Source organism: Paenibacillus sp. MAH-35 (genome assembly GCF_058135425.1).
Genome location: NZ_JBYUPU010000003.1, coordinates 215,976 through 234,276 on the forward strand (window position 1 = coordinate 215,976; position 18,301 = coordinate 234,276).

Sequence of the window (18,301 nt, forward strand, 5' to 3'; positions counted from 1 at the left end):
CGATCAATAGACTTGCTCCTTATAGAAAAATCCGAACGAAAGCTCCCGGTCGGGATGCTGCAGCGCGCGCACCTCGTCCAGCCACTCTTCCTGGAAGACGTAACCTTCCGGGTCGGCCGCATAAGCGTCGATCGCCTTCCGGTAAGCACGGACGACCGCTTCGTTATACGGGAGCGGCTTCAGCAGCCCCTCGATCCGGAAGCTGTCGATGCCGGCCTCCATAAGCTCATGCAAGCTCTCCAGCATGCACAAGTCGTCCGAGCTCATCACATGCGTACCGCTCCGGTCCTCGTACACCGGAAATTTCTCTTCCTTGCGCTCGTGCTCGATCAGAAACAGATTACGCTCCGCATCCAGCGCTTCGCCCTCCGGACTGTGTCCCTGATGCTCCCAGTAGTTGGACAGCAGCGTCCGTTTGGAATGATAAATATTCGTCATGCCGTGCACTTGAACCTGCACCTCGGCCTGCACCTTCTGCGCCATCTCGACCACTTCGTCCATGTTGAGCTCGCGGGCCAAAAAGACGCGTCTCGCCCCTTTGGTTACCCAGTAGTTGGCGGTTTTATAATTTGTCGTTGTCATTTCTGTGCTCCAATGCAGCGGAATGTCGACTCCCGCCTGTCTCCTCGCGATCAGCACGGCCGGGTCCCCGAATACGAGACCGTCCGCCCCGGCATCGGCAATACATTTCAAAAAGCCGGGCAGCTCCGGCAGCACATCGTTGTGCAAAATGCCGTTGCAGACGACATAAGCCTTCGCTCCCTTGTCGTGGGCGAGCCGGATCGCATCCGCGATCCGCTCCTCGGGAATGTCTCCCGCCAGCCGCATGCCGAACCGCATATCCCCGATGTGAACCGCATCGGCCCCCGCCTCAATCAATGCTGCAATTTCCTCCGGCGAGCCCGCGCTCACCAGCAGCTCCGGCTTGCGGAAATCCGCTTCCGTCCGCCCTTCCGGGCGTTGAGTCCTTTCACCGCTCATACCTTCAGGGTCACCTCTTCCTGCTCTCCGCTATGTTTTTCAAATGTTGATCGTAAGTCTCAGCGAAGTTATGCTCCTGTGCGCCGTCATACTTCGTGACATAAAACATATATTTCGTATCTGCCGGATAAAGCGCCGCACGAATCGAGCTCAGGCTCGGACTTGCGATCGGCCCCGGCGGCAAAGCGGTTATTTTATAAGTGTTATAAGGACTGTCTACGAGCAGATCTTTCTCGAACAGCCGTTCCTTCGTCTTATCGAGCGCATACTGCACGGTCGCATCGATCTGCAGCTTCATCCCGATCTTCATCCGGTTGTAGATGACGCTGGCAACGATCGGTCTTTCCTGTTCCAGCACGACTTCGCGTTCGATCATCGAGGCGACGGTCATTAGCTGATGGAACGTAAGTCCGCGCTCCTTCAGCTTGTCCGGCCAGTCCGGCGGCAAATCGCCGAGCTTGCGTTCCAGCTCCGATGTGAGCCGCATTACGATATCTTTTGTCGTCAATTCCTTTTTCAGTTCATACGTTTCCGGGAACAAATAACCTTCCAGCCGGTAACGAATCCGGGCGTCCTCCGGAATATCGGCGATCCGCTTGACCGCGCTCAGCTCTGTGCCGCTCATCAAGTCGAGAAACGCTTGGCGGTCAAAGCCCGGATGCACGGCCAGCTTGTCCGCGATCTGCGGCACCGTCAGCCCTTCGGGAATCATAACCCGCACCAGCTCTTCCTTGACCGTATCGCCGGCGTTCAGCTTGGCGATAATATCGTCCAGCGCCATCCCCGGCTTCATGTCGTACTCCCCCGCCTGGAACCGGCCGCCTTCTTTTTTGTAGATCAAGTAATAGCGAAACACTTTGGCGTCCCGAATCAGCCCGCTGCGTTCCAGCAGATTGGCGATCTGTCCGGAGCCGAGTCCCGCTTCCACCTGAATGCGTACTTCCTTATCCCCGGCTTCGACCGGCTTGAGCGCATTGGACACATACAGCGCCGTTCCCGCCCCGGCCAGGATAAGCACAAGCAGCATGCTGCCCAGTATGATCAGTGCAATTCGTTTCAATAGGTTCCTCTCCCATATGTCTTCCCGTTTCAGGCTATTTGATGTTTTACGCGAAAAAAAAGAGCGGTGTCACCCGCCCGGATCTCCAGTCTTCCGCTTGCCCGAATCAGGGCCGTTCTCCGCTTGGGAAAGTCATCTCGTCATACAGCTCCGATACGGTTTCCCATTCGTCGTCATCCTCGATCGTCTCCAGCTCGGGCTCGCCCTCGTCGGGCACGGAAACTTTAAATATGGCTACTTCCTTCTCTTTGCGGAGCTCATCCGACTGCAGGACCGCATACACCGTCCCGTTATACCGAAACTCCGCTACAATCCGGTGGGCGACCGATTCGTCCTGCTCGTCGAACAGGACGATCTCATCCCCGTACGTATCGCGAAGCAGCCGAAGCGGTTCCGGCTGTCCATAATCTGCTGCGTTCATGACTGCTCCTCTTGCTCCATCTCGGCGACCAGCGTGTTGAACGTCTCTTCCACTTCGTCCCACTCCTGCTCGTTGTCGATCGTGTACAGCTGGAGATCGTCGCCGTCTTCTTCATAACGGAAGGCGTACACCTCATCCGTCTCTTCTCCGGAATCATCCGATTCGACAGGTACAACCATCATGTACTTGTTGCCTTGGAATTGGCCGGACTCGACCTCAAATTTCATGATCACCTCGAATTCTTCTTCGTTGCCTTCCTCGTCGGGGATGTAGATGATCTCCGGTTCTTCCATGTTCAGCTCTTCCTTGGCCATAACGCACACCTCACCTTTTCGAATTGGAGTCCAAATAGTTTTGTAAAATGATAGCTGCCGCCATCTTGTCGATAACCTGCTTGCGCTTCTTGCGGCTGACGTCGGCTTCGATCAAAGTCCGCTGCGCCGATACGGTTGATAACCGTTCGTCCCACATCGTGACGGGAAGCCCGAACGCTTCCTGTAAAACCTCGGAGAAAGCGATGCACAGCTCTCCGCGCGGCCCGATCGTGTTGTTCATGTTTTTCGGCAGACCTACGACGAACCCGGAGACGGCGTATTCGTCCGCCAACTGCCGCAGCCGGTTCAGATCGTCCTCCGGCTTCTTCCGCCGGATCACCTCGACGCCTTGCGCCGTCCAGCCGAATTCGTCGCTTACCGCAACGCCGATCGTCTTGTCGCCGTAATCGAGTCCTATAATTCGGCCCATACTGTACTCCCGTCGGTCGCATCGGCCGGATTCCCGGCTTCCGGGCCGGGGTGCGCAGCTTCGCGCCCCGCTATAAGCCGGGCACACCGCGCACCGCACATATGCACGGAAGCCGATGGAAAATGTCCACCGGCCGACGGTCATTTATGGTGCTGCAAATAGAAACGGACCAGCTCCTCGATCAGTTCGTCCCGTTCCCTTTTGCGGATCAGGCTTCTTGCGTTGTTGTGCCGGGGTATGAACGCAGGGTCGCCGGATAACAAATAACCGACGATTTGATTGATCGGATTGTACCCTTTCTCCTGCAAGGCGTCATACACGGCCAGAAGGACCTCCTTCGGCGATGTTTCCACGCCTTCGGCTTTGACATCGAACTTCATCGTTTTGTCCATCGGATTCATTACCAGAACACCCCCCTTATTGCTGAAACGCATCACTCGGATACTATTGTAAATATTTAGTATGCGCTCTACATCTATTTATTCGCCGCCGTACTTAAAATTCCTGTCGGACCGGCTAAAAATTCACAGCTTGTTCGCATCTGACTCCGGCTGCGGGGCATACGTCCGTTACTTCGCCGCCTGCTCGGCAACAAGCGATTCGACCGCCTGCAATGCCTCGTCCAGCTTGGAAGGGTCTTTGCCTCCAGCCTGGGCCATGTCCGGACGACCGCCTCCGCCGCCTCCGCAGCGGGAAGCCGCTTCCTTCACCAGCTTGCCGGCATGGAAGCCCTGCTGCACCAGATCCGGGGTAACGGCCGCTACGAGATTCACCTTGCCGTCGCTGACTGCGCCGACGACGATAACCGCAGAGCCGAGCTTTACCTTCATCTGGTCAACGATCGTGCGCAAGGAGTCCATGTCGCCTGCATCCACCTTGGCGGTGAGCAGCGTGACGCCTCCGACCTGCTTGGCGCTGTCTGTCAAAGAACCGGCTTCGATCGCGCTCAGCTTGCCGCGAAGCGACTCGTTCTCGCGGCCCAACTCCTTGATCTGGCCGAGCATCGCTTCGACCCGCTTCGGCACGTCCGGCACATTCGACTTCAGCAGCGACGCCGCTTCCCGAAGCAGCTGAAGCTGGCCGTCCAGGTACAGATAAGCGCTCCGTCCGGTTACCGCTTCGATCCGGCGGACACCCGAGCCGATGCCGCTTTCGCTGACGATCTTGAACAGGCCGATCTCGGCGGTATTCCGCACGTGGCAGCCCCCGCACAGCTCGATGCTGTATTCGCCGACTTGCACGACGCGGACGACGTCGCCGTATTTCTCGCCGAACAGCGCCATCGCGCCCATCGCTTTCGCTTCGGCAATCGGCTTGGACTCGATAACGACGGACGTTTGTCTCCAGATCTGCTCGTTCACCCGTTCTTCGATGCGGGTGAGCTCTTCGGCGCTGATGCTGCCGAAATGGGAGAAGTCGAAGCGCAGGCGGTCCGGCTCGACCAGCGAGCCCGCCTGATTGACATGGTCGCCGAGCGTTTCCTTGAGCGCCTTGTGCAGCAGATGCGTCGCCGTATGATTTTTGACGATATCGTCGCGCTTGCCGGATTCGACTGCGGCCTGCACCGTGTCTCCCTTGCGAAGCGTCCCGTTCGCGACTTTCACCGTATGGACGGTCTGGCCGTGCGGAGCTTTCCATACGTCCTCGACGGAAGCCTCGAGCTGGGCGCCGGTAATCGTACCGCGGTCGCTGACTTGTCCGCCGCTCTCCGCATAAAACGGGGTGCGGTCGAGCAGCACCTGGCATACTTCGCCGCTGCCGGCCATGTCGACGAACGAATCGCCGCTTACAATTGCGATGATTTTAGCACTTGTTACCAGATCAGTATATCCAACAAACTCGGTTTTAACCGTAAAATCAGCCAGCGGACCGCCCTGCACTTTCATGCTGTCCGTCTCCTGGCGGGCCGAGCGCGCACGGCTGCGCTGAGCCTCCATCTCGCTGTCGAATCCGGCGCGGTCGACGGTAAAGCCGTTCTCCGCTGCGAAATCCTCGGTCAGGTCAAACGGGAAGCCGTACGTGTCGTACAGACGGAACGCATCCTCGCCGCCGACTACCGTTCCGCCTTCCTTCTTCAGACCGGCGATAATCGACGAAAGCATATCGAGCCCGTCGGACAACGTCTCGTGGAAGCGCTCCTCCTCGTTCCGGATCACTTTCTCGATAAATTCCCGCTTCTCGACCACCTCGGGATAATAAGCGCCCATAATCTCGCCGACGACCGGCGTCAGCTCGTACAGGAACGGCTTGTCGATGCCGAGCGACTTCCCGTAGCGCACCGCACGGCGCAGCAGACGGCGGATAATGTAGCCGCGCCCTTCGTTGGAAGGAAGCACGCCGTCCCCTACGGAGAACACGACCGTACGAATGTGGTCGGCGATGACCTTCAGCGCTATGTCATGCTCTTCGTTCGTATGATACGTAACGCCGGCGATGGCGCTCGTCTTCTGGATAATCGGCTGGAACAGATCGGTATCGAAGTTCGAGTCGACGTCCTGCAAAATCGAGGCGAACCGCTCGAGTCCCGCTCCGGTATCGATATTTTTGTTCGGCAGCGGCGTGTAGCTGCCGTCCTTGTTATGGTTGAACTGCGAGAATACGAGGTTCCACACTTCGAGGAACCGCTCGTTCTCTCCACCCGGCCAGCATTCCGGATCGTTCAGGTCGCCGTATTTGTCGCCGCGGTCATAGAAGATTTCCGTACAAGGACCGCACGGGCCTTCGCCGATATCCCAGAAGTTTTCCTCCAGCTTGTAGATGCGGTTTTCCGGAATGCCGATTTTTTTGTTCCAGAACTCGTAGGCTTCCGTATCTTCCGGATATACGGTTACGGACAACCGATCCGGATCGAAGCCGATCCATTTCTTGTCGGTCAGAAACTCCCACGCCCAGGTGATCGTCTCTTCTTTGAAATAGTCCCCGATCGAGAAATTGCCGAGCATCTCGAACATCGTATGGTGGCGGCGCGTCTTGCCGACATTTTCGATATCGTTGGTGCGGATACATTTTTGCGAGTTGGCGATCCGAGGATTTTCCGGTACGACCCTGCCGTCGAAATACGGCTTCAGCGGCGCCATCCCCGCATTGATCCAGAGCAGAGAAGGGTCGTTGTGGGGCACAAGCGAGGCGCTCGGCTCAATCTTATGTCCTTTCTCCGCAAAAAACTCCAGCCACTTCCCGCGTATTTCACTTGCTTTCATCGGGTTCCATGCCTCCATATTCGATAGTGGGGGTAAAAAAACAAAAATCGCCCCTGAAAATTCAGGGACGAGGTCTTCTTCTCGCGGTACCACCCTGGTTATTGCAGATGTCCGCCTCTGACCGTCCTTCGCGGATAACGCCTCCTTGCCGGGAAACGCCGCTCGAATCGGCCGCAGCGCAAACAGCCCGCAATCGCCTTGTGCCGGAAAATAACGGTTCCGTACCGGTGGAGTTCGTCCACGCTCCGAAGTAGCTTCGGCCATCCTTCTTCATAAAAGCTCTTGCAGCGCGCTGCCGGACACATGAGGAGCGTCCGACCCGGAGCTTTCTCTCTGGATCAAGGGCGATGGCTTACTCGTTTCGTCATGGCGTTAAGCGATATGCCGTTTTTTTGAAACGCATTCATCCCTTAATTTTATAGCCCCGCCCCTCGCTTGTCAAATGGTTCGCGGGTTTTGCCGCCCTGTGCTAATGAATGTCCCTCTTCTTGAACTGCCCGCCCATCACGTCGTGAATATTGCCTACGGCGAGAAACGCCCCCGGATCGATCTCCTCGACGACCGCCTTCAGCTTGGCTTCCTCCAGCCTCGTAATGACGCAGAAAATGACCTGCTTGTCGTCGCCGGTATAAGCGCCTTCTCCTTTTAAGTACGTAACGCCGCGGCCGAGCCGGTCAAGCAGCGCATCCCCCAGCTCCCGGTGCTTGTCGCTGATGATCCAGACCGATTTCGATTCGTCGAAGCCGGCCATCGTGATATCGATCATCTTAAACGCGATGTAATACGCGATCAGCGAATACATCGCACGGTCCCAGCCGAAGACGAAGCCCGCGCTGCCGAGTATGAAAAAGTTAAAAAACATCACGATTTGTCCGACGGAAAACGGCGATCTTTTGTAAAGCAATATCGCCACGATCTCCGTACCGTCCAGCGACCCGCCGGCCCGGATGACGAGGCCGACGCCGATTCCAACGATGATCCCCCCGAATACGGCCGCCAGCAGCGGGTCCATCGTGAGAGGCTCCACCGGGTGCAGCAGCGTTGTTCCTGCCGACATCACGAGAACTCCGTACAAGGTCGATAAAGCGAACGTTTTCCCGATCGATTTGTAGCCGATAAACAGAAACGGCAAGTTCAGCAAAGTGAGGAACAGGCCAAGCGGCAATCCCGTCAAATATTTGCTTATAATCGAGATGCCGACAACCCCGCCGTCGATAATGTTGTTCGGGACGAGAAAAATTTCAAGCCCTACCGATACGGACGCCGCGCCGAGAAAAATAAGGATCGCCCTTTTGGCGATCAGCGCCTTGGAGCTTCTCCGATGCTGCTGCCGGATGGCGTCGATGACTCCGGATTCGTGCGAAATGGACACGGCAAGAACTCCCTTCCTTACTAACGCTCGTATAGCGGTCTTCTTTTTTTTATTGTACCCACTTCTCCCGAATTTGCTTTTGCTTCGCTTACCCGGCACCCGACGCTTCGTTCCGGCCGCAGGCAGAAGCCCGGTACTATGGAAAGTTAGTACTTCTCGCTTGCGGCTTCACCGTCTAAGATTAGGATCAGGTGCTAGGACGTGATGCAACAGTGGCAACTACGAACGACAGGAAGTTTCAGGACGCATGTCCGGCGCCCATCCTACAAATCGAGGTGTATTCGTATGATTAGAAGAAGAAATACCGCCGCTTTCTCTTTTTTATCCTGGGCATCGTTCGCTTGTGCGTTTCTGGCTATGTTTATCGGTATCTATACATTAGAGGAACCGTTGTCCGTCAAAGGTTACTACGCAGTCGCCGCCTTATACTTGACGATGTCCGCTTTTGTCCTGCAAAAGACGATCCGGGACAACCAGGAAGATGCAGACGCGGGGAAGAAACGGAACTCCGGAGCGTTTACGTTTCTGTCCTGGGCCGCTTTCGCCACGGCGCTGATTGCCATGTTCGTCGGTATCTACAATTTGAATCAGCCGTTGTCCGTACAAGGGTATTACGCGGTATGCGCCTTGTTTCTGACGATGTCCTCCTTCGTTCTGCAAAAGACAGTGCGGGACAACAAAGAGGACGACGACCTGATCGGTCCCGCTCACGCAGACGTTCAGGAATGACCGGACGTCCCTGCCGCCGATTCAATCATAACGGTGATTATAGTGCGATTCTCCCCCGCTGTCTATGAGGCTGACGACGGATGAAACGCAAAAAAAAGCCCGGTACCCCTCAGGGCGCCGGGCTATCGTGCTTTTTTCTTACAATTTCATTTCATGAAGACAGCTTAACCGGCTGACCGCTCTTGACGGACTCGTATCCGGCCAGCGCAACCTCGGCCGAGCGAAGGCCGTCCTCGCCGCTGATCGGAGACGCTTTGCCTTCGATCAGAGCGTCCACGAACGATTTGACCATGTAGTGGTCCATCGAATCGCCCCAGTACAAATATTGCCCTCTACCGACATCGTCGCTGTACAGCTCGTTTTTCTGAGCGAAGCTGTCTACCGAGATCGTACCCTTGGTGCCGATGATTTCCATCGTTACGTCACCCCAGGTCGGGAACGTCTTGGAACGCGACCAGCTTGTATCGAGTACGCCGAACGCGCCGTTGTCGAATTTGACATGGATCATCCCCGCGTCGTCTACCTTCAGCTCTTCATGGAACAGCGTTGCGGCATACGCGTACACTTCGTTCACTTTGGAGCCGGTGAACCAGTTCATCAGGTCCATCACGTGTACGGTATGGTCCAGCAGCGCGCCGCCGCCGGAAAGCTCGGGCTCGACGAACCATCTGCCCGGCATCGAGCCGCGGTTCGTCCCTTTGATCGCGATAATCTCGCCGATCTCGCCACGGTCGACCGCTTGCTTGGCGTTAATCACCGCAGGCAAGTAGCGGCAAGGGAATGCGGTCATCAACTGTACGCCGTTGTCGCTGCAAGCTGCGATCATCCGCTCCATCTCGGCAACGGAAATGCCAAGCGGCTTTTCGCAGATTACGTGTTTTTTGGCGTTCGCCGAATCAATTGTCTGTTGGGCGTGAAACGCGTTCTCGGAGCAGATGACAACCGCGTCCATATCAGAGATAGCCAGCAAATCCCTGTAATCTTCGTAATAAGCGATCCCGTGTTTGGTTACGACGCCTTCCACACGGCTTTTGACTTCGTCGGCGATACCGACGAGCTCTACTTCCGGCAAGGCGAGCAGCGCATGGAGATAGGAGAACGCATGTCCGTGCGCAAAGCTGATCATGCCCACTTTAAGCTTGCTCATCGCGATCCCTCCCCTTTATTGAACACTACGGCTTGACCGGTGCGGACCGATTCCATCACGGCAAGACCGATCTCAAGTGCCTTGTACGCATCCTGGGCCGTTACGATCGGCTCGCGGTTTTCGCGGATGCAATCGATATAGTGATGGATTTCCTTCTCGAACGGATTCGTGAAGCCCGGGCTTTGCGGGACTTCCACAAACGGTCCGCTTGCGTCTTTTGCAGCCGCTTTACGCACCTGCACCGATTTGGTTTGCGAGCTGTCGCTGCGGATAATCCCTTTGCTGCCGGCAATTTCAGCTGCGGTCGTGAACGGTCCCGGGTAGCCCCAGTGCGCTTCCACGTTCGCTACTGCGCCGCTCTCGAATACAAGCGTGGCGGAAGCGTAGTCCACATTGCCTTCGACGGTGCGCAGTCCGTATACCGAACGCACTTCGCCAAGCGACCAGCGGAAAAAGTCGAGGTCGTGAATCATCAGGTCGATGACGACGCCGCCGCTTTTCTCATCCTCGGCGAACCACGGACGGCGGTCTCCGGGATGTCCGCCGATCCGCTTCGCGTGAGCGACGCCGATCCGGCCGAGGGAACCGTCGTTGATTTTATTTCTCATCTGCACATACTCCGGGAAGAAACGGACGACATGTCCGATAAACAGCCGCACGCCATTTTTCTCGCAGACGCTTATCATCTCCGCCGCGTCTTCCAGGTTCAGCGCGATCGGTTTTTCGCAAATAACGTGTTTGCCCGCATTAGCCGCACGAATCGAATACTCCTTGTGCAGATAGCTCGGCAAGGTGACGCTTACAACTTCGCAGCCCGACTTCTCGAGCATCTCGTCAAATGACGAATAGGCGGTCGCGCCTGTGCGCTTGGCCATGTTCTCCATGAGATCCGGCTGAATATCGCATACTCCGACTACGGTTACGCCGGGAACTTTCGCATAGCTGCTGGCATGGACGTTGCCTAGGCCGCCGCAGCCGACGATTGCTACTTTCATGGCTTTCCCTCTCCCCATTTCATGTATAATGGATTCATAAGCAGTACAAGGCCAGACATTACTCTGACTTGTTCATGAACCAACAATACAATGTTTGGGATAGGACGTATATGCCGTCATTTGTCGGCTTTGTATCCAATTTTGTCATGTCCCTCAAAGCAGGTGCCGCCCCTATGGAAATTTATAAAGAGCCGATCCATTATCAGAATCCGGTGCTGTGCATCAAGGTATGGAAATTCGAGCAGCCGGGCCGCCCGAGACCGAAGCCGGCTGTTGCGGCTACCCAGGAGCAGCTTCAGAACGTGCGCTGGCACTATCATAAAGAAGTGGAGTTCATTCTCGTCCAGAAGGGCATCCACGAAATCCATACGCCGAACCGCCCGTATCTGCTCCATCCGGGCGACGTGGTGGTGATCGGTTCGTCACAACTGCACCGCGGCCGTCCCTATAGCGAGGAAGGGCTTGTCTATATCGTGCTCCACGTCGATCTGGAAGCTTATTTCGATCCGGCGATGATGAGGTATTACCGGCATTTCTCGGAAGTGCACCACCCGCTGGAGGACTTGAACTATATGTTCCGGGAGAACGAGAACGTCCGCCGGGAGGTCGGGCGCATCATCGAACGGATTCACGACGAGATTATGGGCAAATCGACCGGTTATGAGATTGCGGCCAGCATGCATATCAAGCATCTGCTGCTGACGCTGCTGCGCGGGGATACGAGAGGACTGCTGCAGGCGCACGATCTGGTCGATCCGGGCGTCATGAAGCCGATTCTCGAACATGTGGACAACCATCTGTCGGAGAAAATCGATATGGAACGGGTTAGCCATCTCGCAGGAATGAGTTACTTTTACTTCTCCAAATATTTCAAAAAAGCGATGGGCTCCTCGTTTACGGATTACGTCAACCGGAAGCGGATCGCCAAGGCGGAACGGCTGCTCGTGACGAGCAGCCAGAATGTGACGGAAATTGCCCGGGCGGTCGGCATCGAGAACATGGCTCATTTTTATGAGCTGTTCAAACGGTTTAACGGCTGCACCCCCAAGCAGTATTTGCGCAAAATCGACAGCGGCGGCGAGTGACCAGCGGTTGCAAGCCCGGCCGGCCGCTGTCGCGCAGAGGGAAGTTATTCGTTCTCGTCTCCCTCTCCGCCGCCGCTGCCTTTGCTATTCTCTCCCGATTTTTTTGCGGATTCTTTTTCTTTTTTCTGCGCTTCCTGCTCGGCTTTCTCCAGCTTTTTCTGCTGTTCCTGCTCATATTGCTGCAGTTCCTTATACATCTGAAACTGTTTCTTAAGCTCCTGGTCGATAACGCTCGGCTGCTGGGTTTGCTGCTGCTTGCTTTGCTCCTCCTTGGCTTTTTTCTCTCCGCCGCATGCGGTTAATGCCGCAATCAGACCAATGCTGCCGGCGATTACCAGAACCTTGATCCCGGCTATCGCTTGAGCTGCTGCTCCGTTCCGCCTCATGTCGTGTCCCCTCCGCTCCGCCTTTTAGAGATTAGCTTTCCCACGCAGGCAGATTCGATTCGTTTGCGTGCGCATAATAAAAAGCCGCAGACTGGATAGTCACGGCTTCTATGCACGTCAGGACGGTATTATTCGCGAGTCGGATCAGAAACCGACGGTTTGGCCGGAGCCGGAGGAACGATGGAGATTTCCGGCGCAGGGCCGACGGCTGCGCCACTCGCAACGCCGGCGCCTCCCGATAGCTTGCTGGTGAAGCCTTTGACCAACTTGTCGAGGTCGATGCCCGACACGCTCTTCAGCATCTCCGGCGCCGTCGCCATAAGCGATGTCACATAGTTGCTCAAGCGTGCGGCGCCTTCCCCGTTGCCGGTGTCGACGACCGTCAGCTTGTCGATCGAGCTGATTGGCTGCGCCACTTTGCCGGCGAGCTCCGGAAGCATTTTCACGATAATATCGAGAACCGCTGCTTCGCCGAACTTCTCGAACGCTTCAGCCAGCTTCTGCTTCGCTTCCGCCTCGGCCAGACCGCGCAGACGGATCACTTCCGCCTCGGCCGTACCTTTCGCCCGTTCCGCATCGGCGATCGCCAAACCTTCGAGACGCTTCTGCTCGGCGTTCGCCCTCGCCTCCGCTTCGATCTTGTACTGCAGCGCATCGGCTTCGCGAATACGCTTCGCCTTATCCGCCTCGGCCGCCTGCTCGACGGCGTAACGGTCGGCGTCCGCCTTCTTTTTCACTTCCGCATCGTACTGCTTCTCGCGGCGCAAAATCTCTTTCGCCTCAAGGTCGATTTCCCGCTCTTTACGGACCAGTTCCACCTGCATCTGCTCTTCGACGACGCTTTGTTTCGAACGCGCTTCCTGGATGTGATAGGCTTGGTCGGCTTCGGCCTTGGCCATATCCTGGTCTTTCTTAAACGCGGCCGTCTTCAGCTCTTTCTCCTTGGCTGCTTCGGCAATGTTCGTATCCCGCAAAAGCTCGGCCTTCATCCCATCCTCTTCGGCTTTCGCCTTCTGAATCCGGGAATCCCGCACCGCCTGGGCTTCGGCAATCTCGGCGTCGCGCTTCACCGCGGCGATCCGCGGCTTCCCGAGCGAGTCCAGATAACCGTGCTTGTCGCGCACGTCCTTGATCGTGAACGAAACGATCTGCAGCCCCATCTTTTTCAAATCTTTTGCCGCTACGCCTTGAACCTCCTGGGCGAACTTGTCGCGGTTCCGGTACACTTCCTCGACCGTCATCGAGCCGAGAATGGAGCGGAGATGCCCTTCCAGCACTTCCTGCGCTTCTCCCTTCAGCGCCTCGGTCGGCTTGCCCATGAATTGCTCCGCCGCCGTAGCGACGTCTTCGACCACACTGCCGATCTTGATGATCGCCACCGCGTCCGTCATAACCGGCACGCCTTGCTCGGTATACACTTCCGGGGTGGATACGTCCAGCTTAAGCGACAGTAACGATAAGAACTCCGCTTTCTGGAAAATCGGCAGGATAAAAGCTCCGCCTCCGCGTACGATTTTGATTCGCCGTCCCGAATCGTCTGTGAGCACATTTTTGCTTCCCAAAAACGATCCCGTTACAATCATCGCCTCATCCGGGCTAACCGTCTTGTACCTGGCCCAAAACGCCAGCCCGAGCACGACAATTACGCCGATGACTATCGCCGGAATGACCAAAGCTTCTGAAAATTCCATCCAATCTCTCCTCTCTGATTACGGGTTATTCCCCATTGAGCGCATCGTCCAGCCGGGATACGAACAACGTATCGTCCCGGACCTCAACGACGACTACCCTTTCCCCGGCCGCAAGCGTATTCCCGTCGAAGCTGGCTGCGATCTGGTTGGTCCGTCCGGCGCCTACCTTTAGCAGCACTTCGCCGTATCCTCTGGGCGGGATCGGCACAAGCACTTCGCCGATAAGACCGGACAGCTCGCGGATCGAGAAGGCTGTGGAGTTTTCGCTGTTTTCCATCGGCCGGACATAAGCGACGAAGACCAGAATGCTCAGACCGATTGCGGCTGCCAGCGCGATAACGACTACCCATAGCGACCCGAGTGCGGTGTAATGAGCAAGTAAAAGTCCGGCCCCGCCAAATGAAGTAATCCAGCTAACGAGCACCATCGGGCGAATCTTCCACAAGCCGTCGACCGACAGGAAATCAAGCACCCCGTCGATCGCGTTGCTGATCAGGTCTCCGAAGATGACGGTTACTAGGGCGAACAAGGCCCCTCCAGCCAAACAAGCCCAAAACAGTTGCTCCACATCCGATCCCTCCCCGCGCCGGTGCCGTCTAACCATAGCTAGCTAAACAACACCTGTAGTTCTGCAAGCATTTCCCATATATTGAACGATGCTGTAAGTTCACTATGTATTACGTTGTTCAGCGACTCGAGTTTCACAATTTCGACACAAAATCGCTTTTTGTTGCAAAGGCCTCGCATAAGCATCCTCCCGGACTTTAGATCAGGGACGAATCCGGGTATAATAGACATACTTATGACAATGGCGGGGATATGAAATGAAGATACCAAAGCGTAAACGGAACCCGCTCCGATACATACTCCGGCTGCTGCTGTCGGTCGTGCTTGCGGTCGCGCTTTATTTCGGTGGGATGAGCTGGCTCATTCTGCATACTTGGAAAACGTCCGCAGGGGCAAACAGCGACACGATGATCATCTTGGGGGCAGCCGTCTGGAACGGCAAGCCGAGTCCGGCCCTCAAAGAGCGGCTCGACGTCGCCGTCGCCCTCTGGAATGAGAAAAGAGCTGCACGCATCATAACAACGGGCGGAATCGGTCTGCCCGGCGAGCCGTCGGAAGCGGCGACAATGAAAAAATATTTAGTCCAGCAGGGTATTCCTGCAAGCGCCATCCTCGTAGAGGATCAGTCCCGCAGCACCTATGAAAATTTGCAAAACAGCCGCATACTGATGGACGAGCATAACCTGCGCACGGCGATTCTTGTCACGCACGGATTTCACGCGTTCCGCGCCGATATGATGGCAGAGATGCTCGGCATCCCGTCCACGGTCGAACCGGTGCAGCTCCGGCCGCACAAGCTGGCCTACTATACGCTCCGCGAATGCGGCGGAGTCGCTTACCTGCTCGTCACCGACCCGCTAAGGTCGATCAAGGCATTATTCTAAGTTGTTTATTCTGCTTATATAGGGAGGCGTTTGCGGATGTCGATCTCGGTTCGCACTTATACGATAAACGATTATGAAGCTTTGCTGACGGTCCAGCGCGAGGCGTTCCCTCCTCCCTTTCCGGAAGAGCTGTGGTGGAAGCCCGAGCAGATCGCCGCTCATGCCGCCACTTACCCGGACGGTGCGATGGTGGCGATATGCGACGGCGAGATCGCCGGTTCCTCAACTTCGCTGCTCGTCAAATTTACCGGCGAGCCCCATACTTGGGAGGAAGTGTCCGACAACGGCTATATTCGCGGCAGCCACGATCCCGAAGGCGACAGCTTATACGGAATCGATCTTTGCGTCAGGCCGTCCTTCCGCTCGCGGGGCATTGCTGCGGCGTTGTACGAGGCGCGCAAAGCGCTCGTCGTCCGTTCCGGCCTGAAACGGTTTATGGCCGGCTGCCGAATCCCCGGCTACCACGAAGTCGCGCATTCGATAAGCGCCGAGGAATATGTCCGGCAAGTCGCCGCTGGAGAACGTAAGGATCTGGTCCTGTCGTTCATGATCCGCCAAGGGCTGAAGCCTGTTCAAGTGCTGGACGGCTATCTGGAGGACGAAGAGTCTCTGAACAAAGCCGTGCTGGTTGAATGGAGAAACCCGCAGCTCACCGACTAGGAGGAACAACATGTTGCCAACAAACCGCATCGCGGCCGTCCAATACGGCCTGTCCAGACTTCGCTCCGGTGAAGCGTTCTGGGCGAATGTCCGCCGTTATATAACTAAAGCCGGCGACGAGCAGGCGAAGCTGATCGTATTTCCCGAATATTTGACCGGACACTTGCTATCCCTCGCCCCTGCGATGACCAACGCCGAGGCATGCGAATATTTGCACGCGCGGACGGACGAATATATGACCCGGTTCACGGATTTAAGCCGCGAGTACGGGATGATGATATTGGCGGGCACCCATATTCACCGGGAAGGATCGTCTGCCGCCCCCGGCCCGGAATCCAAGGCGTATTATAACGAGGCGTTTCTGTTTTTCCCCGACGGGCGGATCGAGCGGCACAAAAAGAACCATCTGACGCCCGAGGAGCAGCGCGCGTGGCCCTTGCTGCCCGGCGACCAATATGAAGTTCTCGATACCGAAATCGGCAAGGTTGCGATTCAGATCTGCTATGACATCGAATTCCCCGAAGGGTCGCGCATTGTGGCGGATATGGGAGCGGACATCATTCTCTGCCCTTCCTATACGGATGCGGCGGCGGGATACTGGCGGGTGCGCAACTGCAGCCAGGCAAGAGCGATCGAAAACCAGCTGTACGTGGCGTTAAGCGGACTGGTCGGCAGCATGGCCGGCGTCGAACAGGTCGATGTCGGCTTCTCGCGTGCAGGCATATTCGCTCCGTGCGACAGACCGTTTCCTCCGGACGGCATATTGGCGGTCGGCTCCGGCAGCCGCGGCGGTCTCGTCTACGGCGATGCCGATCTCGGTCTGCTGACGGAAAACCGGACCCAGGGGGGCGTGGCTCCGTTCCGGGACCGCCGTCCGGAGCTGTATGCCGCATATGCGCACCGCACCTGATTGCAACGGATGCAGCCTGCACCGCTAAGGGCGTTGCATGAAGCTACGTCGTGGGCTTGCGCTGCACGTAATAAATAAAGATGTGCTGAACGATCACCTTCAGGACGGCAAATACCGGGACGGCCAATATGAGGCCGATAATCCCGGCGAGCTTGCCTCCGACGAGCAGCGCGAAGATGATCAGCAGCGGATGGAGATGCAGCGTGCGCCCTACGACTTGCGGGGATATTACATTTCCTTCCAGTATTTGCACAATAAAATTGACCAGGACGACGAACAGCACCATTTTCAGCGATACGGTGGAGGCCATAATGATCGCCGGCGCAGCTCCGAAAAAAGGGCCGAGATACGGAATAATGTTAAATACCGCCACGATGCTGGCCAGCAGCAGCGCGTACGGCATTCCGATCAGCCAATAGCCGAGATAAGCGAACAGACCTACGAGCAAGCAGACGAGAAACTGGCCCCGTATGTAGTTGCCCAGAGCGGTATCGATGTCGATTACCAGCTTGATCGCGTTTTTGCGGTGGGTGCGCGGGACGGTGGCGAGTACGGTTTTCTCGATCAGCTGATAATCCTTGAGGATATAAAAGGCCAGGAACGGGACGATAAAAGCGACCATCAGCGTATTGATCGTGCTGCCGATGCCGTTGACCAGGTTCGAAATAAATGTCGATAGCGCGTCCTCCGCTTTCAACAGCGCATTGTTGATGCCGTTGCGGACGCTCTCGGGCACCAGACGGTTTTCGTTCAAGCCGTCGAACAACCCTTGCGCCCGGACGGTCAGCTCCGGCATATGCTCGTTCAGCTCGCCCAGCTGCTTGACGAACATCGGGGTCAGATTCATCACGACGACAACGACAGACGTAATAAACACGGCATAAATGAGCAGAACTGCGGCCGTACGCGGCACTTTGCGTTCGTTCAGCAGCCGTACGATCGGATTCAGGACGTAAGAGATAATCAACGCTATGACAAACGGTGCAAGCACCGCTTTTAAAAACCCGAATGCGGTCGACAGGATCGGTTTGATCTGCTGCAGCAAAAACAAAATGACCAGTCCGAGCAGCACGTATACCAATGTGACGAATGTCCGGCTCTTCATAAACTTATCCACCGCTGGCGCCTCCTTTCCTCGTTACAGTATATGTACAACCCCGGGCACTTCATTCAAAAGAAAAAACCGCCCGATGGGCGGCCGAAGGCTGTATAAATGCAAGAAACCCGTCCGGAAAGGACGGGCTGTTTCTGTGCGGCTTGCAGCCGGCGATTAGTTAGCGTGAACTTCAGGCATTTCTTCCTCGAAGAACAAGTCGTCCAGCGAACTCAATGTGCCGTCTTCCTCTACCTGGTAGACGGACATTTTGTCTCCGTTTACCGTTAATTCGATAAAGCAGCTCCAGCAATAAAACTGATGGGAGCCGATTTTCCCTATATCCTTTGAATTGCAGTTCGGACATCTCAGCATT

At 56.3% G+C, this 18,301-nt stretch carries 20 protein-coding genes and 1 pseudogene; 6 read left to right on the top strand and 15 right to left on the bottom strand.

The window, feature by feature from the left end; all coding sequences use genetic code 11:
- Window positions 1–3: 3 nt before the first annotated feature.
- The 8 genes from AC3Y2E_RS04425 to AC3Y2E_RS04460 all read right to left on the bottom strand — a co-directional run bounded on the left by AC3Y2E_RS04425 (window position 4) and on the right by AC3Y2E_RS04460 (window position 7,709).
- The gene (locus AC3Y2E_RS04425; RefSeq protein ID WP_379207561.1) at window positions 4–981 is read right to left on the bottom strand and encodes a peptidase U32 family protein; all 978 of its coding nucleotides are present in this window, start codon (window positions 979–981) and stop codon (window positions 4–6) included.
- Window positions 982–991: 10 nt separating this feature from the next.
- The gene (mltG, locus tag AC3Y2E_RS04430; RefSeq protein WP_379207563.1) at window positions 992–2,041 is read right to left on the bottom strand and encodes an endolytic transglycosylase MltG; all 1,050 of its coding nucleotides are present in this window, start codon (window positions 2,039–2,041) and stop codon (window positions 992–994) included.
- A 106-nt stretch (window positions 2,042–2,147) separates the two neighbouring features.
- A complete protein-coding gene (locus AC3Y2E_RS04435) occupies window positions 2,148–2,462 on the bottom strand; it encodes a DUF1292 domain-containing protein (RefSeq protein WP_379207566.1) in 315 nt (104 codons plus the stop codon).
- Window positions 2,459–2,776 carry a DUF1292 domain-containing protein gene (locus tag AC3Y2E_RS04440; RefSeq protein ID WP_190930895.1) on the bottom strand — a complete coding sequence of 106 codons (318 nt, stop codon included), beginning with the start codon at window positions 2,774–2,776 and terminating at the stop codon, window positions 2,459–2,461. Before AC3Y2E_RS04440 ends, AC3Y2E_RS04435 begins: the two co-directional genes overlap by 4 nt.
- Window positions 2,777–2,786: 10 nt before the next feature.
- Window positions 2,787–3,206 (bottom strand): Holliday junction resolvase RuvX, encoded by a 420-nt coding sequence (ruvX, locus tag AC3Y2E_RS04445; RefSeq protein WP_379207569.1) that lies wholly within the window; start codon window positions 3,204–3,206, stop codon window positions 2,787–2,789.
- A gap of 140 nt (window positions 3,207–3,346) precedes the next feature.
- On the bottom strand, window positions 3,347–3,607 hold the full coding sequence (locus AC3Y2E_RS04450; RefSeq protein WP_110841271.1) for an IreB family regulatory phosphoprotein: 261 nt from the start codon (window positions 3,605–3,607) through the stop codon (window positions 3,347–3,349).
- A 168-nt stretch (window positions 3,608–3,775) separates the two neighbouring features.
- Window positions 3,776–6,406, bottom strand: coding sequence for an alanine--tRNA ligase (alaS, locus tag AC3Y2E_RS04455; RefSeq protein ID WP_379207571.1), 2,631 nt, complete (start codon window positions 6,404–6,406; stop codon window positions 3,776–3,778).
- 469 nt (window positions 6,407–6,875) lie between these two features.
- Window positions 6,876–7,709, bottom strand: a complete 834-nt coding sequence (locus AC3Y2E_RS04460; protein WP_379207774.1) for a YitT family protein — start codon at window positions 7,707–7,709, stop codon at window positions 6,876–6,878.
- 357 nt (window positions 7,710–8,066) lie between these two features.
- Here AC3Y2E_RS04460 and AC3Y2E_RS04465 point away from each other — a divergent pair.
- Both AC3Y2E_RS04465 and AC3Y2E_RS04470 read left to right on the top strand, forming a co-directional pair.
- A pseudogene (locus AC3Y2E_RS04465) lies at window positions 8,067–8,261 on the top strand (YiaA/YiaB family inner membrane protein); the annotation flags it as partial.
- Window positions 8,262–8,303: 42 nt separating this feature from the next.
- Window positions 8,304–8,507, top strand: a complete 204-nt coding sequence (locus AC3Y2E_RS04470; RefSeq protein ID WP_332076031.1) for a YiaA/YiaB family inner membrane protein — start codon at window positions 8,304–8,306, stop codon at window positions 8,505–8,507.
- A gap of 151 nt (window positions 8,508–8,658) precedes the next feature.
- On the opposite strand, the gene AC3Y2E_RS04475 is transcribed toward AC3Y2E_RS04470, so the two are convergent.
- Window positions 8,659–9,654, bottom strand: coding sequence for a Gfo/Idh/MocA family protein (locus tag AC3Y2E_RS04475; protein WP_379207573.1), 996 nt, complete (start codon window positions 9,652–9,654; stop codon window positions 8,659–8,661).
- A complete protein-coding gene (locus AC3Y2E_RS04480) occupies window positions 9,651–10,649 on the bottom strand; it encodes a Gfo/Idh/MocA family protein (RefSeq protein WP_332076022.1) in 999 nt (332 codons plus the stop codon). Before AC3Y2E_RS04480 ends, AC3Y2E_RS04475 begins: the two co-directional genes overlap by 4 nt.
- A 173-nt stretch (window positions 10,650–10,822) precedes the next feature.
- Between AC3Y2E_RS04480 and AC3Y2E_RS04485 the strand changes: the two genes are divergently transcribed.
- Window positions 10,823–11,734, top strand: a complete 912-nt coding sequence (locus AC3Y2E_RS04485; RefSeq protein WP_379207576.1) for a helix-turn-helix domain-containing protein — start codon at window positions 10,823–10,825, stop codon at window positions 11,732–11,734.
- 44 nt (window positions 11,735–11,778) lie between these two features.
- Here AC3Y2E_RS04485 and AC3Y2E_RS04490 read toward each other — a convergent pair whose 3' ends face one another.
- The 3 genes from AC3Y2E_RS04490 to AC3Y2E_RS04500 all read right to left on the bottom strand — a co-directional run bounded on the left by AC3Y2E_RS04490 (window position 11,779) and on the right by AC3Y2E_RS04500 (window position 14,379).
- Window positions 11,779–12,120: a hypothetical protein gene (locus AC3Y2E_RS04490; protein WP_379207578.1), complete on the bottom strand. Its 342-nt coding sequence runs from the start codon at window positions 12,118–12,120 to the stop codon at window positions 11,779–11,781.
- 128 nt (window positions 12,121–12,248) lie between these two features.
- Complete coding sequence (gene floT, locus AC3Y2E_RS04495) at window positions 12,249–13,811, bottom strand: flotillin lipid rafts scaffold protein FloT (protein ID WP_379207580.1); 1,563 nt, start codon at window positions 13,809–13,811, stop codon at window positions 12,249–12,251.
- Between the two features lie 25 nt (window positions 13,812–13,836).
- Window positions 13,837–14,379, bottom strand: coding sequence for an NfeD family membrane protein (locus AC3Y2E_RS04500; protein WP_379207582.1), 543 nt, complete (start codon window positions 14,377–14,379; stop codon window positions 13,837–13,839).
- Between the two features lie 256 nt (window positions 14,380–14,635).
- On the opposite strand from AC3Y2E_RS04500, the gene AC3Y2E_RS04505 reads away from it, so the two are divergent.
- The 3 genes from AC3Y2E_RS04505 to AC3Y2E_RS04515 are packed head-to-tail and all read left to right on the top strand — an operon-like array spanning window position 14,636 to window position 16,832.
- The gene (locus AC3Y2E_RS04505) at window positions 14,636–15,262 is read left to right on the top strand and encodes a YdcF family protein (RefSeq protein WP_379207584.1); all 627 of its coding nucleotides are present in this window, start codon (window positions 14,636–14,638) and stop codon (window positions 15,260–15,262) included.
- Window positions 15,263–15,298: 36 nt separating this feature from the next.
- Complete coding sequence (locus tag AC3Y2E_RS04510) at window positions 15,299–15,922, top strand: GNAT family N-acetyltransferase (protein ID WP_379207586.1); 624 nt, start codon at window positions 15,299–15,301, stop codon at window positions 15,920–15,922.
- A gap of 10 nt (window positions 15,923–15,932) precedes the next feature.
- On the top strand, window positions 15,933–16,832 hold the full coding sequence (locus tag AC3Y2E_RS04515) for a carbon-nitrogen hydrolase family protein (protein WP_379207589.1): 900 nt from the start codon (window positions 15,933–15,935) through the stop codon (window positions 16,830–16,832).
- A 43-nt stretch (window positions 16,833–16,875) separates the two neighbouring features.
- Here the strand turns inward: AC3Y2E_RS04515 and AC3Y2E_RS04520 are convergent, their stop codons facing one another.
- Both AC3Y2E_RS04520 and AC3Y2E_RS04525 read right to left on the bottom strand, forming a co-directional pair.
- The gene (locus AC3Y2E_RS04520) at window positions 16,876–17,949 is read right to left on the bottom strand and encodes an AI-2E family transporter (RefSeq protein WP_190930907.1); all 1,074 of its coding nucleotides are present in this window, start codon (window positions 17,947–17,949) and stop codon (window positions 16,876–16,878) included.
- A gap of 153 nt (window positions 17,950–18,102) precedes the next feature.
- A complete protein-coding gene (locus AC3Y2E_RS04525; protein WP_190930908.1) occupies window positions 18,103–18,300 on the bottom strand; it encodes a hypothetical protein in 198 nt (65 codons plus the stop codon).
- Window position 18,301 lies beyond the last annotated feature (1 nt).